General features: G+C 68.1%; 20 protein-coding genes. 13 read left to right on the top strand and 7 right to left on the bottom strand.

The annotated features are described in order from the left end of the window. Nucleotides 1–69 precede the first annotated feature (69 nt). The 3 genes from ACSQ9E_RS00670 to ruvC are packed head-to-tail and all read left to right on the top strand — an operon-like array spanning nt 70 to nt 2,361. The gene (locus tag ACSQ9E_RS00670) at nt 70–822 is read left to right on the top strand and encodes a lysophospholipid acyltransferase family protein (RefSeq protein ID WP_436216574.1); all 753 of its coding nucleotides are present in this window, start codon (nt 70–72) and stop codon (nt 820–822) included. A 1-nt stretch (nt 823) separates the two neighbouring features. Next, nucleotides 824–1,816: a phosphatidate cytidylyltransferase gene (locus ACSQ9E_RS00665; protein WP_057269050.1), complete on the top strand. Its 993-nt coding sequence runs from the start codon at nt 824–826 to the stop codon at nt 1,814–1,816. Next, nucleotides 1,813–2,361, top strand: coding sequence for a crossover junction endodeoxyribonuclease RuvC (gene ruvC, locus ACSQ9E_RS00660; protein WP_057201688.1), 549 nt, complete (start codon nt 1,813–1,815; stop codon nt 2,359–2,361). Before ACSQ9E_RS00665 ends, ruvC begins: the two co-directional genes overlap by 4 nt. Before the next feature lie 164 nt (nt 2,362–2,525). Here the strand turns inward: ruvC and ACSQ9E_RS00655 are convergent, their stop codons facing one another. Beyond that, on the bottom strand, nt 2,526–3,011 hold the full coding sequence (locus tag ACSQ9E_RS00655; protein ID WP_057201687.1) for a CZB domain-containing protein: 486 nt from the start codon (nt 3,009–3,011) through the stop codon (nt 2,526–2,528). 202 nt (nt 3,012–3,213) lie between these two features. Here ACSQ9E_RS00655 and ACSQ9E_RS00650 point away from each other — a divergent pair, with 202 nt between their 5' ends. From ACSQ9E_RS00650 to ACSQ9E_RS00635, 4 genes are all read left to right on the top strand, one after another. Continuing rightward, nucleotides 3,214–4,242, top strand: coding sequence for an LLM class flavin-dependent oxidoreductase (locus ACSQ9E_RS00650; RefSeq protein WP_436216573.1), 1,029 nt, complete (start codon nt 3,214–3,216; stop codon nt 4,240–4,242). A 117-nt stretch (nt 4,243–4,359) separates the two neighbouring features. Next, the gene (gene gspF, locus ACSQ9E_RS00645; protein WP_436216572.1) at nt 4,360–5,592 is read left to right on the top strand and encodes a type II secretion system inner membrane protein GspF; all 1,233 of its coding nucleotides are present in this window, start codon (nt 4,360–4,362) and stop codon (nt 5,590–5,592) included. Between the two features lie 11 nt (nt 5,593–5,603). Continuing rightward, nucleotides 5,604–6,521 (top strand): 5'-nucleotidase, encoded by a 918-nt coding sequence (locus ACSQ9E_RS00640; RefSeq protein WP_057201685.1) that lies wholly within the window; start codon nt 5,604–5,606, stop codon nt 6,519–6,521. A gap of 126 nt (nt 6,522–6,647) precedes the next feature. Then, on the top strand, nt 6,648–7,001 hold the full coding sequence (locus ACSQ9E_RS00635) for an EF-hand domain-containing protein (protein WP_436216571.1): 354 nt from the start codon (nt 6,648–6,650) through the stop codon (nt 6,999–7,001). A 78-nt stretch (nt 7,002–7,079) separates the two neighbouring features. On the opposite strand, the gene ACSQ9E_RS00630 is transcribed toward ACSQ9E_RS00635, so the two are convergent. From ACSQ9E_RS00630 to ACSQ9E_RS00620, 3 genes are all read right to left on the bottom strand, one after another. After that, nucleotides 7,080–7,511 (bottom strand): hypothetical protein, encoded by a 432-nt coding sequence (locus tag ACSQ9E_RS00630; protein ID WP_057269053.1) that lies wholly within the window; start codon nt 7,509–7,511, stop codon nt 7,080–7,082. Between the two features lie 205 nt (nt 7,512–7,716). Then, the gene (locus ACSQ9E_RS00625; protein ID WP_057202464.1) at nt 7,717–8,211 is read right to left on the bottom strand and encodes a DUF1854 domain-containing protein; all 495 of its coding nucleotides are present in this window, start codon (nt 8,209–8,211) and stop codon (nt 7,717–7,719) included. Between the two features lie 36 nt (nt 8,212–8,247). Continuing rightward, nucleotides 8,248–10,536: an ABC transporter ATP-binding protein gene (locus ACSQ9E_RS00620; protein ID WP_057202462.1), complete on the bottom strand. Its 2,289-nt coding sequence runs from the start codon at nt 10,534–10,536 to the stop codon at nt 8,248–8,250. A gap of 232 nt (nt 10,537–10,768) precedes the next feature. Between ACSQ9E_RS00620 and ACSQ9E_RS00615 the strand changes: the two genes are divergently transcribed. The 3 genes from ACSQ9E_RS00615 to ACSQ9E_RS00605 all read left to right on the top strand — a co-directional run bounded on the left by ACSQ9E_RS00615 (nt 10,769) and on the right by ACSQ9E_RS00605 (nt 16,108). Further along, nucleotides 10,769–12,976, top strand: coding sequence for a cyanophycin synthetase (locus tag ACSQ9E_RS00615; RefSeq protein ID WP_057269054.1), 2,208 nt, complete (start codon nt 10,769–10,771; stop codon nt 12,974–12,976). A gap of 70 nt (nt 12,977–13,046) precedes the next feature. Continuing rightward, on the top strand, nt 13,047–15,626 hold the full coding sequence (gene cphA, locus ACSQ9E_RS00610; RefSeq protein ID WP_436216570.1) for a cyanophycin synthetase: 2,580 nt from the start codon (nt 13,047–13,049) through the stop codon (nt 15,624–15,626). Beyond that, nucleotides 15,626–16,108 carry a CreA family protein gene (locus tag ACSQ9E_RS00605; RefSeq protein WP_436220169.1) on the top strand — a complete coding sequence of 161 codons (483 nt, stop codon included), beginning with the start codon at nt 15,626–15,628 and terminating at the stop codon, nt 16,106–16,108. Before cphA ends, ACSQ9E_RS00605 begins: the two co-directional genes overlap by 1 nt. A gap of 192 nt (nt 16,109–16,300) precedes the next feature. Here ACSQ9E_RS00605 and ACSQ9E_RS00600 read toward each other — a convergent pair whose 3' ends face one another. Next, a complete protein-coding gene (locus ACSQ9E_RS00600) occupies nt 16,301–16,954 on the bottom strand; it encodes a DsbA family oxidoreductase (RefSeq protein WP_436216569.1) in 654 nt (217 codons plus the stop codon). Between the two features lie 174 nt (nt 16,955–17,128). Here ACSQ9E_RS00600 and ACSQ9E_RS00595 point away from each other — a divergent pair, with 174 nt between their 5' ends. The 3 genes from ACSQ9E_RS00595 to ACSQ9E_RS00585 all read left to right on the top strand — a co-directional run bounded on the left by ACSQ9E_RS00595 (nt 17,129) and on the right by ACSQ9E_RS00585 (nt 20,661). Continuing rightward, nucleotides 17,129–18,127, top strand: coding sequence for a YcjF family protein (locus ACSQ9E_RS00595; RefSeq protein WP_436216568.1), 999 nt, complete (start codon nt 17,129–17,131; stop codon nt 18,125–18,127). A 73-nt stretch (nt 18,128–18,200) separates the two neighbouring features. After that, on the top strand, nt 18,201–19,640 hold the full coding sequence (locus ACSQ9E_RS00590) for an SPOR domain-containing protein (protein ID WP_436216567.1): 1,440 nt from the start codon (nt 18,201–18,203) through the stop codon (nt 19,638–19,640). A gap of 247 nt (nt 19,641–19,887) precedes the next feature. Further along, the gene (locus tag ACSQ9E_RS00585) at nt 19,888–20,661 is read left to right on the top strand and encodes an SGNH/GDSL hydrolase family protein (RefSeq protein WP_057269057.1); all 774 of its coding nucleotides are present in this window, start codon (nt 19,888–19,890) and stop codon (nt 20,659–20,661) included. Nucleotides 20,662–20,664: 3 nt separating this feature from the next. Here the strand turns inward: ACSQ9E_RS00585 and boxA are convergent, their stop codons facing one another. Further along, a complete protein-coding gene (gene boxA, locus ACSQ9E_RS00580; RefSeq protein ID WP_428003489.1) occupies nt 20,665–21,939 on the bottom strand; it encodes a benzoyl-CoA 2,3-epoxidase subunit BoxA in 1,275 nt (424 codons plus the stop codon). Nucleotides 21,940–22,050: 111 nt separating this feature from the next. Next, nucleotides 22,051–23,478 carry a benzoyl-CoA 2,3-epoxidase subunit BoxB gene (boxB, locus tag ACSQ9E_RS00575; protein ID WP_428003488.1) on the bottom strand — a complete coding sequence of 476 codons (1,428 nt, stop codon included), beginning with the start codon at nt 23,476–23,478 and terminating at the stop codon, nt 22,051–22,053. Nucleotides 23,479–23,496: the final 18 nt, after the last annotated feature.

The following is a 23,496-nucleotide window of genomic DNA, read 5'->3' as shown; positions in this document are numbered from 1 at the left end:
GCACCCCAGGGCAGGTGCCTCCTGCGCTGCTCAGCAAGGTCACGCGGGTTCGCCCGTATCATCCGCGCCATGCTTGCCAAGTTGATGAGTCTCCTCCTTCTGGGAATAGTGCGGTTCCTGACCGGCTCCCAGGCCCGCTGGTATGGTTGCCCCCCGAAGGCGGAGCAGCGCATCTACTTCGCCAACCACCAGAGCCATGCCGACATGGTGCTGATCTGGGCGGCCCTGCCCGAGGAACTGCGCAGCATCACCCGCCCCATCGCCGCCAAGGACTACTGGACCAAGACGCCGTTTCGCCAGTGGATCACCACCGCCGTGTTCAACGCCGTGTACGTGGACCGGCAGGCCACGCCGGCACCCCCGGCCCCTGTGGAGCCCGTAGTTGCCGGCGTGGCCCTGCCCGAGTCGGAAACGGCCTCTGCCGGCGGGCCCGACCCGGCGCCCGAGGCGCCGCCCAAGCCCCCCACGCCTGAGGCCTTGCGCGCGGCATTGCCCGAGGGCGACCCGCTGGCGCCTCTGGTGAAGGCGCTGGAGAGCGGTGACTCCATCGTGATCTTTCCCGAGGGCACGCGGGGCCATGGCGAAGAGCCCCAGCCCTTCAAGTCGGGCCTGTTCAAGCTGGCCCAGATGTTCCCGCAGGTGGTACTGGTGCCGGCCTGGATCAACAACGTGCAGCGCGTGATGCCCAAGGGTGAAGTGGTGCCCGTGCCCATCCTGTGCTCGGTGACCTTCGGGGCCCCGATCCAGTTGGAGCCCGACGAGGAACGCCGCCCTTTTCTCGACCGCGCACGCCGTGCGGTTATCGCATTGAGGGAAGTGTGAGATGAACGCCTTCCTTCGCAACCTGACGGCCACCCAGCAGATCGGTGCCTTGTTCCTCGTGGTGTTCGGCCTGCTGTCCATCGTCACCATCTGGGCCTACGTGCGCATGCTGCGCGAGCAGTCCAGCGACGACCCCCAGGCCGAAGCCGATGCGCTCGAAGCCAAGCGCTTTTGGGGCCTGCTCAAGACCTCGTGGGCCATGGCCACCGTGTTCTGGATCGGCTGGGCGCTGGGCGATGCCGTGGCCACCGTGCTGTTCGCCATCGTCGGCTTTTTTGCGCTGCGCGAGTTCATCACGCTCTCGCCCACGCGCCGGGGCGACCACCGCAGCCTGGTGCTGGCCTTCTTCGTGGTGCTGCCGCTGCAGTTCTGGATCGTGGGCAGCCGGCACTTCGACCTGTTCACGGTGTTCATCCCGGTCTACGTGTTTCTGGCGCTGCCCGTGGTGAGCGCACTGGCCAACGACCCGCAGCGCTTCCTGGAGCGCAATGCCAAGCTGCAGTGGGGCATCATGGTATGTGTGTACGGTATGAGCCATGTGCCGGCGTTGCTGCTGCTCGACTTTCCGGGCTACAAGGAAAAAGGTGCCTTCCTGGTGTTCTTCCTGGTGTTCGTGGTGCAGACCTGCATGGTGGTGCAGCACCTGCTGGGCCGGCGCTTTCCGCACAAGCCCGTGGCACCGCAGGTGAGCCAGAGCTTTCAGTGGGTGAGCTGGCTCGCCGGCGTGGCCGTGGGTGGCCTGGTGGGCGGCCTGCTCACCTTCATCACCCCCTTCAAGCCCGGCCAGGCACTGGGCATGGCCCTGCTGGCCTGCGTGGCCGGCAGCCTCGGGCACCTGGTGATGAAGGCGCTCAAGCGCGACCGCGGCATCACCAGTTGGGGCATGCAGGGCATGTCGGTCACTGGCGCAGGCGGGCTGCTCGACCGGGTGGACGCGCTGTGCTTTGCAGCCCCGGTGTTCTTCCACTCGGTGCGCTGGTACTTCGGGCTATGAGGATCCTGGGCATCGACCCCGGCCTGCAGACCACCGGCTTCGGCGTGGTGGACATGGATGGCCACCAGCTGAGCTACGTGGCCAGCGGCACCATCCGCACCACCACGCTGGCCCTGGGCGACCTGCCCGGGCGCCTGAAGATCCTGTTCGACGGCATCACCGAGGTGGTGGCGCGCTACCAGCCCGACACCTCATCGGTCGAGATCGTCTTCGTGAACGTGAACCCCCAGTCCACCCTGCTGCTGGGCCAGGCGCGCGGCGCCTGCATCACCGCCCTGGTGGCCAGCAACCTGCCCGTGGCCGAGTACACCGCGCTGCAGATGAAGAAAGCCGTGGTCGGCCATGGCCGCGCCGCCAAGAGCCAGGTGCAGGAGATGGTGCGCCGCCTGCTGAGCCTACCCGGCCTGCCCGGCACCGACGCCGCCGACGGCCTGGGCATGGCCATCACCCACGCCCACGCAGGCGCCGCCATGGCCCGCCTGGGAGAAGCAGGCACGCTGCAGCGGCGCCAGCACGCCATGTACAAGGGCGGCAGGAGTTACTGACCCCCCCTGAGTCGCTTCGCGCCTTTCCCCTGAGGGGGACGCCACCAGTGGCCTGGCAAAGCCAGTTTCACGGTGGCGCTGGTCTACGTGTGCGTCCATTTCGGAAGCTGCCACCAGCAATCGACGGAGTGAAAGCCCGTTGTGCAACAACCTGCCTGAGGCATTTACCGCCCCACACCCCGCTTGAGCTCCTTGAGCAATAGCAGCACCTGGTTGGACGCATGGCGGCAGCTGCTGTTGAGCAATTGCACCGACTGCTGCTGCTCTCCCGCCTGGAACAGCATGACCACGGCAGCCGCCTGCTGGTGAAAATACTTGTGCCGCGCCACCAGCATGCTGAATGCGGGGTAGTGGCCCAGCCGCACCCGGCCGGTGCCGTTGAGCCAGCGGCCCAGGTCGCAGCGGTCGTCCTGGCAGATGCGCTCGGGGCGCATGACCTCGTTGGAGCGGCCATTGACCATGTCCTGCAGCTGCAGGCGCCAGCCTTCATGGCTGGCGATGGCCGCGTCGATATCGATCTCGGTCATGAGCATGGTGGCGTACTCGGCATCCAGCACGAGTTCGCTGCCGTTGTCTTCCATGGCCCAGGTCGTGTCGGGACTGGTCGGGTCTTGCTCCCGCATCTTGAACAGTCGGCTGAAAAAACCCATGTGCAACCCCGTGTTGGTATGCAGGCGAGGCCTCTGGTACCAGAGCTGCCACACCCATTTGAAACATTTTGTGTAGCGTTTTGTGTTTTGGCTACCAAAAAATGGCATATCCCTGCCGGCGTGTGCACTGCGGCCCTGCTGCCAGCCTCGGCTCTTGGCCCGGGCACAAGCGCCCCCGGCCGGACCGGACCACAATGCGCGTATGACTGAACCTGTTTTCCCCCGCACCGCCCTGTCCATGCTGGACCTGGTGGCCGTTCGCGACGGCGGCACCGTGGCTGAAGCCTTGCAGATCGCCCTGCGCACCGCCCAGCATGCTGAAAAGCTCGGTTTCGCCCGCTACTGGCTGGCCGAGCACCACAACATGGCCGGTATCGCCAGCTCGGCCACGGCCGTGCTGGTGGGGCATATCGCGGGTGGTACCTCGCGCATTCGCGTGGGTTCGGGCGGCGTGATGCTGCCCAACCATGCGCCGCTGGTGGTGGCCGAAGCCTTCGGAACCCTGGCCGAGCTGTACCCCGGCCGCATCGACCTGGGCCTGGGCCGCGCGCCCGGCACCGATCAGGCGACCATGCGTGCCCTGCGCCGCAGCCGCGTGGAGACGGCCGACGACTTTCCGCAAGACGTTGCCGAGCTGCAGCGCCTGCTCGGCCCGGTCGAACCCGGCCAGCGCTTGGTGGCGACGCCCGGGGCCGGCACGAATGTGCCCATCTGGCTGCTGGGTTCGAGCCTGTTCTCGGCGCAACTGGCGGCCGAGCGCGGCCTGCCCTATGCCTTTGCCTCGCACTTCGCGCCGCGCCTGCTGCACCAGGCCATCGACCTGTACCGCAACCTGTACCGCCCCTCGGCCGCCTGGCCCAAGCCCTACCTGGCCATCGGCGTGCCGCTGATCGCCGCGCCGACCGACGAGGAAGCCGAGTTCCTGGCCAGCAGCACTTACCAGCGCGTGCTGGGCATCCTCACCGGCGACCGGCGCCTGCTGCTGCCGCCCGTGGAGAACTTCGCGTCGCGCCTGCAGCCCCAGGAGCGCGCCGCCATCGGCGACTTCCTGGCGGCGGCCGTGATCGGCGGGCCCGAGACGGTACAGGCCGGCCTGGCCGACCTGGTGCGCGAAACCGGTGCCAACGAGCTGATGCTGGTGAGCGACGTGTACGACCCGGCCCTGCGGCTGCGTTCGCTGGAGATTGCGGCGCAGGCACATGCGTCCCTGGGCATGGCGGTGCCCGCCTGAGACCCGACTTGTAACCGGTGGGAGCGTAGCGTCACGGCCAGGACGGTCCGTTGCCGCTACCATCGTAGGCTGATGACGGTGCATTTGTGCACGTCGCTACCGCCCACCCCCACCTGCATGCCCGCTTTTTCCTTTGAAGCCCTGGACGCCCAGGGCCAGACCCGCAAAGGCCTGATGGAGGCCGACACCGCCAAGGCCGCCCGCGGGCAGCTGCGCGCCCAGGCCCTGGTGCCGATCGCGGTGGAACTGGTGCAGACCGGGCAGCGGCTCGATGGCTCCGCCGTCGGCTGGAACCGCAGCCTGTTCACGCGCCCGGTGTTCAACGCCACCGGGCTGGCCATCTGGACACGCCAGATCGCCGGGCTGGTGAGTTCAGGCCTGCCGCTGGAACGCGCCCTGAGCGCCCTCTCGGACGAGGCCGACGACGAACGGCAGCGCCACCTGGTGGCGGCCCTGCGCGCCGAGGTGAACGCCGGCTCCACCTTTGCCCGCGCGCTGGGCCAGCACCGGCGCGAGTTCTCGGACATCTACTGCGCCGTGATCGGTGCCGGCGAGCACAGCGGCAACCTGGGCCTGGTGCTCGAACGCCTGGCCGACGACCTCGAAGACCGCCAGGCGCTCAAGGCCAAGCTGATAGGCGCCGCACTGTACCCGGCCATCGTGACCCTGGTGGCGATTGCCATCGTGATGTTCCTGCTGGGCTATGTGGTGCCCCAGGTGGCCAGCGTGTTCGCGGGCTCCAAGCGGGCCCTGCCATTCATCACCACCCTCATGCTGGGCATCAGCGCCCTGGTGCGCAACTACGGACTGGCCCTGTTCGGCGTGCTGGTCGTCGGGGCACTGGGGATGCGCTGGTCGCTCAAGTCCGAGAGCGTGCGCGAGCGCTTCGACGCTGCCTGGCTCAACCTGCCGCTGGTGGGCAAGCTGGCCCGCGGCTACAACGCGGCACGCTTTGCCAGCACGCTGGCCATGCTGGCCAGTGCCGGCGTGCCCATCCTGCGCGCCCTGCAGGCCGCTGCCGAAACCCTCAACAACCGCGCCCTGCGCGCCGACGCGCTCGACGCCCTGGTGCTGGTGCGCGAGGGTGCGCCGCTGGCATCGGCCCTGGCGCAGAAGAAGCGCTTTCCGGGCCTCTTGTCGATGTTTGCGCGCCTGGGCGAACAGACGGGCCAGCTGCCGCTGATGCTGCAGCGCGCCGCTACCCAGTTGTCGGTGGAGGTGCAGCGCCGCGCCATGCAGCTGGCGACCATCCTCGAACCCCTGCTGATCGTGGCCATGGGCCTGGTGGTGATGGCCATCGTGCTGGCGGTCATGCTGCCCATCATTCAGCTCAACCAGTTCGTCAAGTAGATCGACACGACATGGCCGTAACCCTGGACGACAAGCTGGTGGTCGCGATCTCCTCGCGGGCGCTGTTCAATTTCGAGGAAGAGAACCGCCTCTTCGACGACACGGACGACCACGCCTACGTGGAGATGCAGCGCCAGCGCATCGACATTCCGGCGGCGCCCGGGGTGGCTTTTTCGCTGGTGCGCAAGCTGCTGGCCTTCAACACCACCGAGCACCAGCGGGTGGAGGTCGTGCTGCTCTCGCGCAATGACCCGGTGAGCGGCATGCGCGTGTTCCGCTCCTGCCTGGCCCACGGGCTGCCCATGGTGCAGCGCGGGGTGTTCACCCAGGGGCGGGACCCGTTTCGCTACCTGCGCCCGCTGGGCGCGCACCTGTTCCTTTCGGCCAACGAGGCCGACGTGCGCCAGGCGCTGCACCTGGGCTACCCGGCAGCGCGGGTACTGACCGAATCCGTGCGGGCCGGCGACTCCAACCCGAACGAGGTGCGCATCGCCTTCGACGGAGACGCCGTGCTGTTCTCGGACGAAGCCGAGCGCGTCTACCAGGCAGAGGGGCTGGCCGCCTTCCAGCGGCACGAGAGCGACAAGGCGGCGCAGCCGCTGCCCGATGGCCCCTTCAAGCCCCTGCTGGCAGCCCTGCACCGGCTGCAGCATGCGGGCGGCACGGGCATGCGCATCCGCACCGCGCTGGTCACGGCGCGCAGCGCTCCTGCGCACGAGCGCGCCATCCGCACGCTGATGGACTGGGACATCGCGGTGGACGAGGCCATGTTCCTCGGTGGCCTGCCCAAGGGGGAGTTCCTGCGCGAGTTCGAGCCGGACTTCTTCTTCGACGACCAGACCGGTCACGTCACCTCGGCCTCGCTGCATGTGCCGGCGGGGCATGTGAACAGCGGGGTGTCCAATCCGGTCACGCTGCTGGCCGATTGATGGGGACAGCGCGCAAAGTTGTTCAATGGGTTGCAACTTGTGGTCAAAGAGATCCTCTGACGGGTTGCAGGTGGCGCCAGGTGGCCGTACCTGTTCGACCATGACCCATTACAAGGAACAGAGCGCATGAAGACGATTTTGCTGGCCTGGGGTACCGCCGCCCTGATGGGCTGTGGCCTGGCATCTGCACAGGCACCGGTCACCCCGCCACCTCCTGCCGAGGCCGAAGGCCCGTCCAAGGGCGAGGCCAAGGCGATGCGCGAGTTCAAGATGCTGGACTTCAACGGCGATGGCAAGCTCAGCCGCTCCGAGGTCAAGCTCTTCCCGCGCCTGGCCAATGCCTTTGACGAGGCCGACACCGACCACGATGGATTTGTCTCTTACGAAGAAGTGCGCGCCTTTGCGGTGAAATACCGCGCCGAGCGGGATCGCGCGAAGCAGGCACCCGCTGCTCCCGCTCCTGCAGCCAGCGCTCCCTGACCCAACCGCTACCGTTTCGGTAGCAAAAATACCCAATGACCCCTGGCGCCGTCGCTACGCCTCAGCCTGCCACCCGGTTCACAGCCCTGCCGTGCGCTTGACCTTGGGGTCCGAATAGGTCAGCGGTTCGTTCTTGACCTGCTGGGCCAGGCGCTCCTGCAGGGTCACCTTGTTGATGTCCTGCGCCATTTCCACGGCGCTGCCGCTGGCACGCCACATGGACTGGATGAATTCCAGCAGTTGCTTGTAGATGGGCTCCGGCGGCGGTTCGGGCGGCTCTTCCACCGTGTCCTTCTTCTTCACTTCGGTCCAGTCGCGGTTCGGCGCCTCGGGCGCCGACGGCTTGTCGGGCTCGCGCACGATGGCCCCTTCCCCGAGCCGGTCCATGGACTCGACGGGCAGCGGCGCATTGACAGGACGTATCGGCGGCGCCCCCGAGGCGCCGGTGGAATACAAATCGGCGCCCGCAGGACGCCAGGTCGGCGATCGATCGACAGGTGGCATTTGCATGGCATGGCCCCAGGTTGTGAAAGGAACGAACAGAGGCACTTCCGGGCTCTTCGTACATTCATAACGGCAAACAAAAGGGGAAATTGAGGTCTTTTTTGCCTTTAAGCCCAAAAACAAGGGTTTACCCCTACATTTTAAGTCGATTGAAGGCAAAAGAAAGCCCGCCGCCTGCAGGGCGCAGGCGGCGGGCTGGTGCGGCGCGGGCTCAGAGGAAACGTTCGAGGAAGCGGCGAGACTGGCGGTCGAGCAGCGCAGTGTCGGGCACCTTGAATTGCACACCCTCGCCTGCAGCGATGAGCAGGCGGGTGCGCCCGCCGAGCCGGCGGATATCTTCCTCGGCCTTGAGCACCAGGCGCGCAGAACCCCGGTCGGTCTCCACATCCCAGGTGCTTGGGGTCGAAAAACTCGATACGGCGACTATTTTTTCGATAGTGGGCACAAACTCACGCACCGCGAGCTCCTCCTCCACCAGGGTGCGTACTGCCGCAGGCAACTGGTCGAAGCGGTCCAGCCACACCAGTTCATGGCCATCGCTGCCCACCAGCGACAGGCCTTCGGCAGGGGCCGCGATGGGAAAGGCCCGCACCGGCACCACGCCTTCGTGCAGCGTGCCGTCGGGCAGGGTGAGCACCAGGCGCCCGTGGGCGTTGCGGTGCAGTTGCAGCGAGGCGGGCGGGAATGTAGTCATCAGGTCGTTCATGGCAATGTCATCCATCGGTGGGGCCGAGCGGCGTGCTCAGGCACTGCCCGCCGGGTGGGCCGGGTGCAGCAGGCTGCTGTCGATGATCACGCCGGCAGCCTGGGCGTCCTCCTCGGCGCGGCGGGCCTGGGCCTCGTACAGCCGCCAGTAGGCGCCCTGTTTTTCCATGAGTTCGTCGTGCGGCCCCACTTCCACCACCTCGCCGCGGTCCATCACCACCAGGCGGTCGGCCTTGCGCAGGGTGGACAGGCGGTGGGCGATGGCGATGGTGGTACGGCCCTGCACCAGGTTGTCCAGGGCTTTCTGGATTTCCTTCTCGGTCTCGGTGTCCACGGCCGAGGTGGCTTCGTCCAGGATCAGGATGCGCGGATCGATCAGCAGCGCGCGCGCAATGCTGATGCGCTGGCGCTCGCCGCCCGACAGGCCCTGGCCGCGCTCGCCCACCAGCGAGTCGTAGCCATGGGGCAGCCGCAGGATGAATTCGTGCGCGTGGGCTGCGCGGGCGGCCGCCACGATCTCCTCGCGCGTGGCCTCGGGCTTGCCGTAGGCGATGTTCTCGGCAATGGTGCCGAAGAACAGGAAGGGCTCCTGCAGCACCAGGCCGATGTGGCGACGGTAGTCGGCCACGGCAAAGCGGCGGATGTCCACGCCATCGACCTGGATGGAGCCGTCGCTCACGTCGTAGAAGCGGCTGATCAGGTTCACCAGGGTGCTCTTGCCCGAGCCGCTGTGGCCCACCAGGCCGATCATCTCGCCGGGGCGGATGTCCAACTCCAACCCCTTGATGACCGAGCGGCTGCCGTAGCGGAAACCCACGTTGCGCATGGCGATGGCGCCCTGCACCTTGTCCACCTTGACCGGCTGGGCCGGGTCGGGCACGTTGCTCACGTGGTCCAGGATGTCGAAAATGCGCTTGGCACCGGCTGCCGCCTTCTGCGTGACCGAGACGATGCGACTCATGGAGTCGAGCCGGCTGTAGAAGCGCCCGATGTAGGCGATGAAGGCGGTGAGCACCCCCACCGTGATCTGGTTGCGCGAGACCAGCCAGATGCCGAAGCCCCAGACCACAAGCAGGCCGATCTCGGTGAGCAGCGACACCGTGGGAGTGAACAGCGACCAGGTCTTGTTGAGCTTGTCGTTGACCTCCAGGTTGTGCTGGTTGGCATCGCGAAAGCGCTGGGCCTCGCGCTTTTCCTGGGCGAAGGCCTTGACCACGCGGATGCCGGGGATGGTGTCGGCCAGCACGTTGGTCACCTCGGACCAGACGCGGTCGATCTTCTCGAAACCGGTGCGCAGGCGGTCGCGCACGGTGTGGATCATCCAGGCGATGAAGGGCAGCGGCACCAGGGTGACCAGCGCCAGCCAGGGGTTGATGGAGAACAGGATGGCCGCCGTCATCATGATCATGAGCACGTCGGTCACGAAATCCAGGGCGTGCAACGAAAGGAACACGTTGATGCGGTCCGTCTCCGAGCCGATGCGCGCCATCAGGTCGCCGGTGCGCTTGCCGCCGAAATAGTCGAGCGACAGGCGCAGCAGGTGCTCATAGGTGGTGGTGCGCAAGTCGGCGCCGATGCGCTCGGACACCAGCGCCAGGATGTAGGTGCGCGCCCAGGAGAGGCCCCAGGCGGCCAGGGCCGACGCCAGAAGCCCGCTCAGGTACAGCAGCACCAGGCTGGGCTCGATCTTCTGCCCGTTCTGGAACGGGATCAGGATGTCGTCCATCAGCGGAATGGTGAGGTAGGGCGGCACCAGTGTGGCCGCCGTGGAGGCCAGTGTCAGGCAAAAGCCCGCTGCCAGTTGCTTGCGGTAGGGCCGGGCAAAACGCCACAGGCGCAGCAGCACCCAGGTGGAGGTCTGCGGCGGCTGGGCGCGTGCGCAGGCGGGGCACTCTTCGGTATCCGGGGGCAGTGGCGCGTGGCACTGGGGACAACTGGCCTCGTCCGCTTCGCCGGAGCCTGCGGCCTGCTCGAAGCGCTGCACCAGGCGCAGCGCCTGGGCATGCTGGCCCAGCGTGAAGCGCCACAGCGCCAGGCGCGCATCGGCATCGTGCAATTCCAGGGCGCCGATGCCCCCGTGGTCGTGCATGCGCAGCGCCAGGCCCGGGGCGCGCGTCCAGGCCCGCCAGGCGCTGGTCCCGGGATCGCAGGCCAGCAGGCGCTCGGAAGTCACCACCACCCAGCCCGTGGCGAAGCGCAATTCGGCACTCAGGTCAACCTGTAACGTGGCCAGCACGTTCTCTTGGGAAGCGAGCATGGCCCGCAGATCGGCCCCCTGGGGGCCGGAAAAGACACCGGAGGCGTCCACAGAATGGTGATGTTGCATGTTGGATTGGTATTTGCGCCCCTGGCAGCCAGCGGTCACCGATTGCGCCACAGCGCGAATTCTCCCCGATACTGCACGCAAGGACGCCAAGGCATCCACCTGTAACGTCTGCGACTGCCCCTTGGCTGACAGCCGCTGCTGCCATCCGAGTGGAGCACAATGTTCCCCCATATTCTCGTTGTCCTCCCCCGCACAGCCCCGAAAGGCCGGAACCCCCTACCCGCTGCAATCCATGGCGAAATTCAACGACATCCAACTGCTTCGCATCAACTACCTGCGTGGACCCAATATCTGGACCTACCGGCCCGTGCTGGAGGTCTGGCTGGACCTGGACGTGCTGGAAGACCACCCCTCCCACACCCTGCCCGGCCTGAACGACCGCCTGACGGCCTGGCTGCCGGCCCTCATCGAGCACCACTGCGGCGTGGGCGAGCGCGGCGGCTTCCTGCAGCGCCTGCAGGAAGGCACCTGGTGCGGCCACGTGCTGGAACACATCGTGATCGAGCTGCTCAACCTGGCCGGCATGCCCACGGGCTTTGGCCAGACGCGCAGCACCTCGCAGCGCGGCGTGTACCGCATGGTGTTCCGGGCGCGTGACGAGCAGGTGGCGCGCATCGCACTGGCCCAGGGCCACCGGCTGCTGATGTCGGCCATCAACGACGAGCCCTTCGACGTGGCTGCCGCCGTGGCGCGCGTGCGCACCGAGGTGGACGACCAGTACCTGGGCCCCAGCACGGCCTGCATCGTCACGGCCGCCACCGACCGCAGCATCCCTCACATCCGCCTGAACGACGGCAACCTGGTGCAGCTGGGCTACGGCGCCAGCCAGCGCCGCATCTGGACGGCGGAGACCGAATTCACCAGCGCCATCGCCGAAGGCATCGCCAGCGACAAGGACCTGACCAAGGGCCTGCTCAAGGCCTGCGGCGTGCCCATCCCCGATGGCCAGGTGGTCAACAGCCCCGCAGAAGCCTGGGAAGCGGCGCAGGACATCGGCCTGCCCGTCGTGGTCAAGCCCTCGGACGGCAACCATGGCCGCGGCGTGACGCTGGACCTGAGCAAGCAGGCAGACATCGAGGCGGCCTACCACGTGGCCTACCCCGAGGGCAGCGACGTGATGGTCGAAAGCTTCATCCCCGGCGACGAGCACCGCCTGCTGGTGGTGGGTGGCAAGGTGGTGGCCGCCGCGCGCGGCGAGGTGGTCAGCATCACCGGCAACGGCCGCTCCACGGTCAAGGAGCTGATCGACACCCAGCTCAACTCCGACCCGCGCCGCGGCTACGAGGAGGAGTACCCGCTCGAGATCATCGACCTGGCCACCGACACCAAGGTGCAGCTGGAACTCAAGCGCCAGGACCTGGACGCGGGCTCCGTGCCTGCTGCGGGCCGGACCATCGTGGTGCAACGCAATGGCAACGTGGCCGTGGACTGCACCGACGACGTACACCCCGAGGTCGCCTACATCGCCCAGCTCGCCGCCAAGGTGGTGGGCCTGGATATCGCGGGCATCGACATGGTGGCGCTCGACATCTCCAAGCCGCTGCACGCGCAGGGTGGCGCCATCGTCGAAGTGAACGCCGGCCCCGGCCTGCTGATGCACCTCAAACCCGCCGTGGGCGCCCCCCGCCCCGTGGGCCAGGCCATCGTGGAGCACCTGTTCCCGGCCGAGGACCATGCCGAAGGAACGGCCGGCCGCATCCCCGTGGTGGGCGTGGCCGGTACGCGCAACACCGCCACCATCGCCCGCCTCGTGGCCTGGCTGCTGCACCTGGGCGGCCGCCACACCGGCGTGGCCTGCCGCGACGGCCTGTTCCTGGACCGCCGCCACGTGGACACCACCGACAGCGCCCACTGGGAGGCCGCCCACCGCCTGCTGATGAACCAGATGGTGCAGGCTGCCGTGATCGAGAACGACGCGCGCACCATCCTGCGCGACGGCCTGGCCTACGACCGCTGCAAGGTGGGCGTGGTCACCGACATGGACGGCGTGGCCACCCTGGCCGAGTTCGACGTGCACGAGCAGGACCAGATGACCAAGGTGCTGCGCACCCAGGTGGACGTGGTGCTCGCCGACGGTGCCGCCGTGCTCAACGCCGCCGAGGCCCAGGTGGTGGACATGGCCCGTCTGTGCGACGGCGACGTAGTGCTGTATGCGCAGGACCACGCGCTGCCCGCGATCACCGAGCACCGCGCCAAGGACAACGGCCGCGCCGTAGTGGTGAAGAACGGCCGCGTGGTGCTGGCCACCGGCAGCGCCGAGCATGTGCTGGGCACCCTGGCCGAGCTGACCTTCGGCCGCAACGGCGTAGTGCCCGATACCGAAGCCCTGCTGGCTGCCGTGGGCGCCGCCTGGGCCCTGGACATCGCCCCCGACCTGATCGGCGCCGGCATCAAGACCTTCGAGCCAGACCTGCCGCCGCCACCCGGTCTGCGCAGCTGACTTCACCACCGAACACCGCGATGACACCGGGGCCCGCCCGCCCCGACGGACACTGAGAAAGAGAATTTCCATGGATGTATCCCGCACCCGGGCCCTGCGTGGCCCCAACCTCTGGAGCCGCCATATGGCCATCGAGGCCGTGGTGGCCTGCGACGAGAGCGAGCGCGCCATCCGCCGGATGGACGGGTTCGAAGCGCGACTGCGCGCCCTCTTCCCCGCCATCGGTGCATTGCACCCCGAGGGCGGCGATGGCGACATCTCGTTGGCCCACGTGCTGCAGATCGCGGCGCTGGCCCTGCAGGCCCAGGCTGGCTGCCCCGTGACCTTTGCGCGCACCACGGCCACCACCGATGCCGGTGTCTACCAGGTGGTGGTGGAGTACAGCGAGGAGGCCGTGGGCCGCCAGGCCTTCGAGGACGCGCAGAAACTGATCCAGGCCGCACTGGGCCAGGGCACGTTCGATGCCGACAAGACCGTGGCCGCCCTGCGCGAGCTCGACGAGGACGAGCGCCTGGGCCCGAGTACGGGATCCATCGTGGACGCAGCCGTCGCACGCGGCATTCCCTACCGGCGCCTCACCCGCGGCAGCCTGGTGCAGTTCGGCTGGGGTTCCAAGCAGCGCCGCATCCAGGCCGCCGAGATCGACTCCACCAGCGCCGTGGCCGAATCCATCGGCCAGGACAAGGACCTGACCAAGCGCCTGCTGCATGCTGCCGGCGTGCCCGTGCCCCTGGGCAAGCCCGTCGAAAGCCTGGACGAGGCCTGGGAAGTGGCCCAGAAGGTGGGCCTGCCCGTGGTGGTCAAGCCGCAGGACGGCAACCAGGGCAAGGGTGTGACGGTGAACATCACCGACCGTGCCCAGCTCGATGCGGCCTACCGCAACGCGGCCGAGTACGGCACGGTGATGGTTGAGCGCTTTCTGCCGGGCCACGACTTTCGCCTGCTGGTGGTGGGCGACCAGCTCGTCGCTGCCGCGCGCCGCGAGCCGCCCCAGGTACTGGGCGATGGCCAGCACTCGGTGCGCGAGTTGGTCGAGCAGGTCAACCTCGACCCGCGCCGTGGCGAAGGCCATGCCACCTCACTTACCAAGATCCGCCTGGACGAGATCGCCGTGGCCCGTCTGGCGGCCCAGGACCTCACACCCGACTCGGTGCCGCCCAAGGGCCAGCGCGTGATCCTGCGCAACAACGCCAACCTGTCCACCGGCGGCACCGCCACCGATGTGACCGACGACGTGCACCCCGAGGTGGCCGCGCGCGCCATTGCCGCGGCCCAGATGGTGGGCCTGCACATCTGCGGCGTGGACATGGTGGCCGAGACCGTGCTGCGCCCTCTGGAAGAGCAGGGCGGCGGCTTCGTGGAGGTGAACGCCGCCCCCGGCCTGCGCATGCACCTGGCCCCGTCGTACGGCAAACCCCGCAACGTGGGCCAGGCCATGGTGGACCGGCTCTACGCCCATGGCGATGACGGCCGCATCCCCACCGTGGCCGTCACCGGCACCAACGGCAAGACCACCACGGCGCGCCTGATCGCCCACCTGTTCACGGCGCAGGGCCTGCGCGTGGGCATGACCAACACCGACGGCGTGTACGTCAACGGCCGCCAGATCGACAGCGGCGACTGCAGCGGCCCCAAGAGCGCGCGCAACGTGCTGCTGCACCCCGAGGTGGATGCGGCCGTGTTCGAGACTGCGCGCGGTGGCATCCTGCGCGAAGGCCTGGGCTTCGACCGCTGCCAGGTGGCCGTGGTTACCAACATCGGCGCGGGCGACCACCTGGGGCTGAACTACATCACCACGGTGGAAGACCTGGCCGTGCTCAAGCGCGTGATCGTGCAGAACGTGGCCACCGACGGCTATGGCGTGCTCAATGCCGCCGACCCCATCGTGGCGGCCATGGCGCCGGCCTGCCCGGGCAAGATCATCTTCTTTGCGGCCGACCGCCACCACCCCGTGATGGCCACGCACCGCGCCCAGGGCAACCGCACCGTGTACGTGGACGGGGACTCCATCGTCGCCTCCGAAGGCTCGTGGCGCGAGACCATCCACCTGCGCGACGTGCCCATCACGCGCAACGGCCGCATCGGCTTCCAGGTCGAGAACGTCATGGCCTCGGTGGCCGCCGCCTGGGGCGCGGGCCTGCCGTGGCAGACCATCCGCCGCGGCCTGTCAGGCTTCGTCAACGACAGCGACAACGCGCCGGGCCGCTTCAACATCATGGACCACAACGGCGCCACGGTGATCGCCGACTACGGCCACAACCCCGACGCCATGCGCGCCCTGGTGGCCGCGGTGGACGCCCTGCCCGGCAAGCGCCGCAGCGTGGTCATCAGCGGTGCCGGCGACCGGCGCGACGAGGACATCCGCGAGCAGACCGTGATCCTCGGCGCCGCCTTCGATGACGTGATCCTGTACCAGGACGCGGCCCAGCGCGGCCGGGGCGATGGCGAGGTGATGGCCCTGCTGCGCGAAGGCCTGGCCGGCGCGGCACGCACCACGCATGTGGAAGAGATCCGCGGTGAGTTCATCGCCATCGACACGGCCCTGGGCCGCCTGCAGCCCGGCGACCTGTGCCTGGTGCTGGTCGACCAGGTCGAAGAAGCCCTGGCCCACCTGGCCAAGCGCTGCGCCGACGCCGGGGCCACGGCATGATGCGCTCTACCCTGCGCATGGCGGCCCTGGCCACCCTCACGCTGCTGGCAGGCGCCGCCATGGCGGCGCCCGACAAGATCGGCACAGTGGACACGGCCTTCAAGCTGCTGGGCCGCGACCACGACATCATCGTCGAGGCCTACGACGACCCGGCCGTGGCGGGCGTGACCTGCTACGTTTCGCGCGCCCGCACGGGCGGCATCAAGGGATCGCTGGGCCTGGCCGAGGACCGCTCGGAAGCCTCGATCGCCTGCCGCCAGACAGGGCCGGTGAGCTTCCCCGCGCCGTTGCGCAAGCAGGAAGAGGTGTTCAGCGAGCGCCTGTCCATCCTGTTCAAGCGCCTGCGCGTGGTGCGCATGGTGGACCCGGCGCGCAACACGCTGGTCTACCTGACCTACTCAGAAAAGCTGGTCGACGGCTCGCCGCAGAACAGCGTGACGGCCGTGCCGGTGGACCGGGCGATGCCGATCCCGCTGAAATGACAAAGGGCGCCGCGGCGCCCTTTGCTTCAAGGCAACGCAAAATCAAGTCTTCGCGATGGCGCGTGCCCTGATTTGGGATGGGCTGCTAGGCGCAAAGCGCAGCCATAGCCCATGCTATGGCGAGCATTTGCAACGACGCAGACCGCCCAAAGCGGGGCGCGCGGCGCGCGAGGGACTTGGTTTTGCGTTGCCTCAGGCCTTGCCAGAAGCTATTTGCCGCAGGGCCTGCTCGAACACCTCGGGCGGCTGGCCGCCAGAGATCAGGTGGCGGTCGTTGATGATGATGGCCGGCACCGAGTGGATGCCCTGCTGCAGGTAGAACTGCTCGCGCTCGCGCACCTCGTCGGCAAACCGGTCCGACGCCAGGATGGCACGGGCCTCGGCTTCGTCCAGGCCCACCCCGGCGGCCACGCGGGCCAGCACCTCGTGGTCGCCCGGGCTCTGGCCATCGGTGAAGTAGGCCTTGAACAAGGCGTTTTTCAGGGCGGGCTGCTTGTCGCCCTCTTCCTCGGCCCAGTGCAGCAGGCGGTGGGCGTCGAAGGTGTTGTAGATGCGGCTGCGCTGCGCCATGTTGAAGGTGAAGCCCAGCGCTGCACCGCGCGCGGCGATGGCGTCGCGGTTCTTCTGGCTCTGCTCGGGCGTGGCGCCGTACTTTTCGTGCAGGTGCTCGGCGATGTCCTGGCCCTCGGGCGCCATCTGGGGGTTGAGCTCGAAGGGCTGGAAGTGCAGGTCGAGCGCGACTTCGCCTTTCAGGCGCTCGGCCGCCTGCTCCAGCGACTTCAGGCCGATGATGCACCAGGGGCAGGAAACGTCGGAGACGAAATCGATCTTGAGGGCTGTGGTCATGCGGTCACCGGAACGTCAAATGGGATGGCCGACATCCTAGGACGATTGGCGCGCCCTTGCAGCGGTACGGCCATTGGCCACCCCGCAAGCCCCCACCGGCGCGATGGAAAAGCCCTTGTTTGCCACACTGCACACCTGTCCCGCCACCTATGGCGCCCTCGGCGCCACGCCACCATGCAACTCGACCAGCAACAAGCCATTCTCACCATCGCCCTGTTCGCCGCCTTCGCCGATGGCCACAAGGGCGACAGCGAGCGCGAGGAGATCCGGCGCATCGCCCAATCGCTGGCGCAGGACGCACCGGCCATCGACCTGCCGCGCCTCTACCAGGACGTGCTGCTGCAGCGCACCAGCGCCGAGGTTGCCGCCACTGCGCTGACCGAGCCGGGCCTGCGCCAGCTGGCCTACGAGATGGCGGTCTGCGTCTGCGACGTGGACGGGCGCCAGACCGAGACCGAGCACGCCTTCCTGGCGCAGCTCAAGGGCTGGTTGCAGCTGGGCGAGGGCGACACCGCCGCCTTCGAGCAGCAGGCCGATGCCCTGGTGGAAGTGGCCGAGCGCGCAGCACCCATCGCGCGCGGCATGGCACCGATGGCTGCAGGCGCGGCGGCCGCAGCGGCTGCGGCCCTGCCGGTGCGCAACGTGGCGGAAGTCTCTGGCGCCGAACTGGACAAGAGCATCCTGAACTACGCGTTGGTGTGCGGCGCGCTGGAGCTGCTGCCGCAGTCCTGGGCGTCGATGGCCATCATCCCCATGCAGGTGAAGATGGTCTACGCCGTCGGCAAGGCCCATGGCGTGGAGCTGGACCAAGGCCACATCAAGGACTTCATCGCCGCGGCCGGCGTGGGCATGGCCTCGCAGTACATCGAGCAGTTCGGCCGCAAGCTGCTCGGCGGCCTGCTGGGCAAGGTGGCGGGCCGCACCATTGGCGGCATCGGCCAAGCGGCCACGGGCATGGCCTTTTCGTTCGCCACCACCTACGCCCTGGGCCAGGTGGCCAAACGCTACTATGCGGGCGGCCGGGTGATGAGCACGGCCGTGCTGCGCGAGAGCTTCCAGAGCATGCTGGGCCCGGCCAAGGACCTGCAGACCCAGTACCTGCCGCAGATCCGCGAAAAGGCAGCGACCCTGGACGCCGCCAAGGTCATGTCCATGGTGCGCGGAGGCGCCTGATCGGCACCCGTGAGGTGATTCCGGTAGCCACTTCCCCCTTTTGCGCAGCCTGCAGCCCGTGCCAGAATCGGGCATGCCCCTGACACTGGACCCTGCCAACGCCATCGCACCCATGTCGCTGGACTCCCCTTCGGACAACGCCATGACCGCGCTGTACCGGGTGGCCCTGGGCCCGGTGAATGCCGAGCACTACCTGCCGGTCTTTGCGCGCTTCGACGACGCGGGGCGCACCACCACCACCTGGAACTGGCCAGCGGCGCTGTTCACGCTGAGCTGGCTGGTGTTTCGCCAGCTCTGGGGCGCGGCTCTGGTCTACGTGGCCGCGGCCGAGGGCCTGGCGCTGCTGGTGTTCGGACTGGGCCGGCAGTTCCTCAACTGGCCCCAGCCGGTCGAGTGGGGCATCCTGGCCGCCATCGCGCTGTTCAGCTGCGCGCTGCCAGGCCTGTTCGCCAACGCCGTGCTGCACACCGAGATCCGCAAGCGCATCGCCCGTGCCCTTTCGGTCTCGCGCACGGTGCCGGAGGCCGCCGCCTTGCTGGAGCGGCAGGCCAGCTCGCGCCAGCGGCTGAGCGGGGTGATCATTGCGCACGTGGTCCTGGTGGCCACGGCCGTGCTGGCCTACATGCTTTTCCCTCCCGGTACAGCGCCGGAACAGGGCAGCACCGCGGCCGCGAATACCTCGCCCCCTGCAGCCCCGGCATCCAACCCAACGTCCGGGCTGGCAGCCGTTTCGGTAGCGCGTGCGGCATCCACCGCAGCCTCGGCGGTGGCATCGGATACGGTATCGCCCCCCCGCGCTGCAGCGCCCACCCCGGCAGAAGAAGCCACCGCCCCAGTGGCCGTGGTGACGGCCCCCGCCGCAGCAACGCCCCCTTCCGCCCCGCGCGTTGCGGCCGCCCCCCCCACGCCGGCCCCGACGAAGACACCGGCACCGGTGTCGGCAGCCAGCCCGGCCAGCAGCACGGCCAAGGCTCCGACGGCGTCCGCAGCGCCAGCCCCGGCGGCTTCGAAGGCGGCCACACCTGCTGCGGCGCCTTTGCCCCCCAAGGCCATAGCCCCTGCGGCCACGGCCAGCAAGCCCGCGCCGGCAGTGGCCGCTTCGGCCGCCAAGGCCCGCGCCAGTGCCCCGGTGGCACCCGCTCCGCAGGCTGCTCCCGTGGCAGCAACGGCTGCCAGCAAGGCCTCCAGACCGGTACCGGCAGCGAAGGCCAGGCCGGCAGCAGCAGCAGCATCGGAGCCAGCCTCGGCCGCCAGTGGCGCAGAGCCGCCCCTGGTGGGCAGTGCGCCGGGCTTTTACATCAACGTGGGCCTGTTCGCCGAAGAGGCCAATGCGCGCAAGACGCAGTCCCGCCTGCTCAACGAAGGCCTGCCGGCCTTTCGCCAGCCGCTGGAAAGCGCCAAAGGCTCTCGCATCCGCGTGCGCGTGGGCCCCTTCGACACCAAGGCCGAGGCCGACGCAGCGGCGCAGAACATCCGGGGCATGGGCCTGGACGCCGTGGTGTTCAAGAAGTAATACGGATTTGCCTTCAACCGTATAACGTCGTTGGTTCGCCTTGCCGTGCTACAGCACTGCCTGCGGCTCCCGCCTAGTTCTACGATCAAATGCAAATCCGTATAAGACCCTCAGGCCCAGCGGACGGGGCAAGGACAACCGGGCGTGGCCCCGCGTCCTACGCGCAAGCCTTCAGGCAGCCGACATCCAGGAATGGTTTCGGCACGTACTCTGCAGTATCGACCCGTGTCTTCTGCAAAGTCTCTTTATGCCCATACCTTCGCCGACCACTGCGCACCAGCCCCCCTGTCACGGCCTGCGGCCCCGCTGGTGGACCCTTGCCGCCGTGGCGGCGGGCGCCCTGCTGCTCACGGGCTGCGCGCCCTGGCGCCTGATGACGGCGTCGGACCTGGCCAAGGCATCGCGTTCCTACACCGCCCAGCCGTCCCAGCCCGAGCGGCGCATCCTGGTGGTCGGCGACAGCACGGCGGTGGGGACTGGTGCGGCCCGCCCCGAGGACAGCCTGGCGGGGCGCATCGGCGCGGCGCACCCGCGCTGGCAGATCGACAACCTGGCCGCCAACGGCGCCAAGTTCGAGGATGTGCAGGCGCAACTGGAGCGTGCCAGTACGGGCTACGATCTGGTGCTGGTGCTGGCCGGTGGCAACGACGTGATCCGGCTGACTTCGGAGCAGGAGCTGCATGCCCACATGGAGCAGGTGATCCGCACCGCGAAGGCGCGCGGCAAGCAGGTGGTGCTGATGCCTTGCGGCAATGTGGGCCACGCGCCCCTCTTCATACCGCCGGTCTCGTGGTTCATGGACAGCCGCTCCAAGCGCCTGCATGCCACCGCGCAGGCGGTGGCGCTGGAAAGCGGTGTGCGCTACATCCGCCTGCTCAAGCCGCGCGCTCAGGACCCCTTCGTGCAGCGCGCCGACGAACTCAATGCCGCCGACGGCCTGCACCCGAGCAGCGCGGGCTACCAGCAGTGGTATGAGGAGCTGGTGCGGCAGGAAGGCTTGGCCAGCTTGACAGGCACGTAGGCCTCAATAGGTCTCCAGGTGCAGGCGCCCTTCGCGCGCCAGGGTGGCTGCCAGGGCCTCCCAGTCCAGACCTGCGTCAGCCGCCACGTCGCGCAGGGCCAGCACCACGCCCTCCTCCATGCTCTTCAAGCCGCAGACGTAGAAGTGGCTGTTGCTGTCCTTGAGCAGTTCTGCCAGGTCGGCAGCGCGCTCGCGCATCAGGTCCTGCACATAGCGCCGGGGCTGGCCCGGGGTGCGCGAAAACGCCAGGTTGATGTCGATGAAATCCTTGGGCAGGCTTTGCAGAGGGCCGAAGTACGGCAGTTCCTGCTGCGTGCGCGCGCCGAAGAACAGCATCAGCTTGCCGCCCTCGAACTTGCCGCTCTTGCGCAGGCGGCGCCGCCATTCGGTCATGGCGCGCATGGGCGCGCTGCCGGTGCCGGTGCAGATCATCACCACGTGCGACTTCGGGTGGTTGGGCATCAGGAAGGAATGGCCGAACGGGCCCACCACCTCCACCTTGTCGCCCACCTGGAGGTCGCAGACATAGTTCGACGCCACGCCGCGCACGGGGTTGCCGTCGTGGTCGGAGGTGACGCGCTTCACGGTGAGTGCCAGGTTGTTGTAGCCCGGCCGCTCGCCATTGCGCGCACTGGCTATCGAATACTGGCGCGCATGGTGGCGCTTGCCCAGGGCATCGGTGCCAGGCGGCACGATGCCGATGGACTGGCCCTCCAGCACCGGGAAGGGCAGGCTGCCGAAGTCGAGCACCACGTGGTGGGTTTCGCTCTCGAACCCGGCCTCGGTGCAGTTGAAGTTGCCGACCACCGTGGCCGTCGTCGGGGTCTTGGGCGGGTAGAGGTTGGTGTAGGCGTGCGCCGCCGACCAGGGTGGCACCGTGGCGCCCCGGTGCAGGGATGGCTGGGTTTGCACGCCGGGCTCCGCCGTGGCCACGGCGGCGGGCGCAGCAGCAGGTGCATCCGTGGTGTCGGCACCACCCCCCGCGGCCGCCAGCTCTTCGGGCGTGAGTTCGCCGGGCAGCGACTCCCAGGTCAGTTGCTCCTCGATCGAATAGGCACGCACCAGGGGCATGGTGCGCCAGTTGTCGATGGAACCCGTGGGGCATGGCGAGATGCAGGCCATGCAGCCATTGCAGATGTCGGCGCGCACGACGTAGTTGTTGTCATCGTGCGTGATCGCATTGACGGGGCAGGTGGCCTCGCAGGTATTGCAGCGGATGCAGATTTCCGGGTCGATCAAATGCTGCTTGATGACCCCGGCTTCAACGGCCATGTCCATATGGTTCTCCTTTTTCACCCCAACCAGGGGGTCGGGATGGGGCGGCTGGTCTTCGTGGGGCCTGCCCTCATCCCTGCCCTCGTTCGTACGCCGAGGGCGCTTCTTTGTCCATCAGCCGAAACGCACGTACTCGAAATCGACCGGCTGGCGGTTGATGCCCATCACCGGTGGCGCGATCCAGCCGGCGAACTGGCCTGGCTCGACCACGCGGCCCATGAGCGAGGCCACGAAGGCGAAGTCTTCGGGGCTGGGCAGCCATTCGTCCTTCTTGGCGGCCCACTCCATCTCGTTGACCACGCGGCCCTCGGGCGACATCTTGATGCCCGCGAGCGCACCGATCTGGCGGTTGAAGGCCTTGTGCGGCACCACCAGGCGGGTGGGGATGCCGGCCTTTTCGAGCACCTTGTTCCAGCGGCCCACGCCGGCGACGGAGTCCTTGATGAAGTCGTCGCGCAGCACTTCGTTGAGCGCATTGAGCATGGGCACGTCCTTCTCGACGAGCTGGCCGTCCTTGACCTCCAGCACCTTGTAGGTCTGGCCCTTGAGCACGTGGTCATCGGTGCGCTTGCCTTCTTCGTAGCGGCCCTTGAGGCCCGAGCTGTAGAAGATGGCGGCGTTGCTGGACTGGTCGGCACCGAACAGGTCGATGGTGACGCTGTAGTGGAAGTTCAGGTAGCGCTGCACCGTACCGAGATCGATGGCGCCGGCGGCACGCACCTTCTGCGGGTCGTCGGTCTTGAGCTCGTTCATCACCTGGGCGGTGCGGGCCAGCACGCGCGAGACACCGCTCTCGCCCACGAACATGTGGTGCGCTTCTTCGGTCAGCATGAACTTGGTGGTGCGCGCCAGCGGGTCGAACGCGCTCTCCGCCAGGGCCGAGAGCTGGAACTTGCCGTCGCGGTCGGTGAAGTAGGTGAACATGAAGAACGCCAGCCAGTCGGGCGTGGCCTCGTTGAAGGCACCCAGGATGCGCGGATTGTTCTCGTCGCCCGAGGTGCGCTGCAGCAGGGCGTCGGCTTCTTCGCGGCCATCGCGGCCGAAGTGCTTGTGCAGCAGGTAGACCATGGCCCACAGGTGGCGGCCCTCCTCCACGTTGATCTGGAACAGGTTGCGCAGGTCGTACATGCTGGGCGCCGTGAGGCCCAGGTGGCGCTGCTGCTCGACCGAGGCCGGCTCGGTGTCGCCCTGCGTGACGATGATGCGGCGCAGGTTGGCGCGGTGCTCGCCGGGCACGTCTTGCCAGGCCTTCTCGCCCTTGTGGTCGCCGAAGTGGATCTCGCGGTTGGCATCGCCCGGGTTCAAAAAGATGCCCCAGCGGTAGTCGCGCATCTTCACATGGCCGAACTGGGCCCAGCCCTGCGGGTCCACGCTCACGGCCGTGCGCAGATAGACCTCGTGGTTGGTCGAGCCATCGGGGCCCACGTCGTCCCACCAGTTGATGAAGTTGGGCTGCCAGCCTTCGAGCGCACGCTGCAGGGTGCGGTCTTCGCCGAGGTTGACGTTGTTGGGGATCTTCTCGCTGTAGTTGATCGTGCTCATCGTTGCTCCTTGGATGGT

It is taken from the genome of Acidovorax sp. LjRoot118 (assembly GCF_964253575.1).
Classification (GTDB): domain Bacteria; phylum Pseudomonadota; class Gammaproteobacteria; order Burkholderiales; family Burkholderiaceae_C; genus Acidovorax.
The sequence above is the reverse complement of the archived record's forward strand: the minus strand, read 5'-3'. Positions and strand labels throughout refer to the sequence as shown.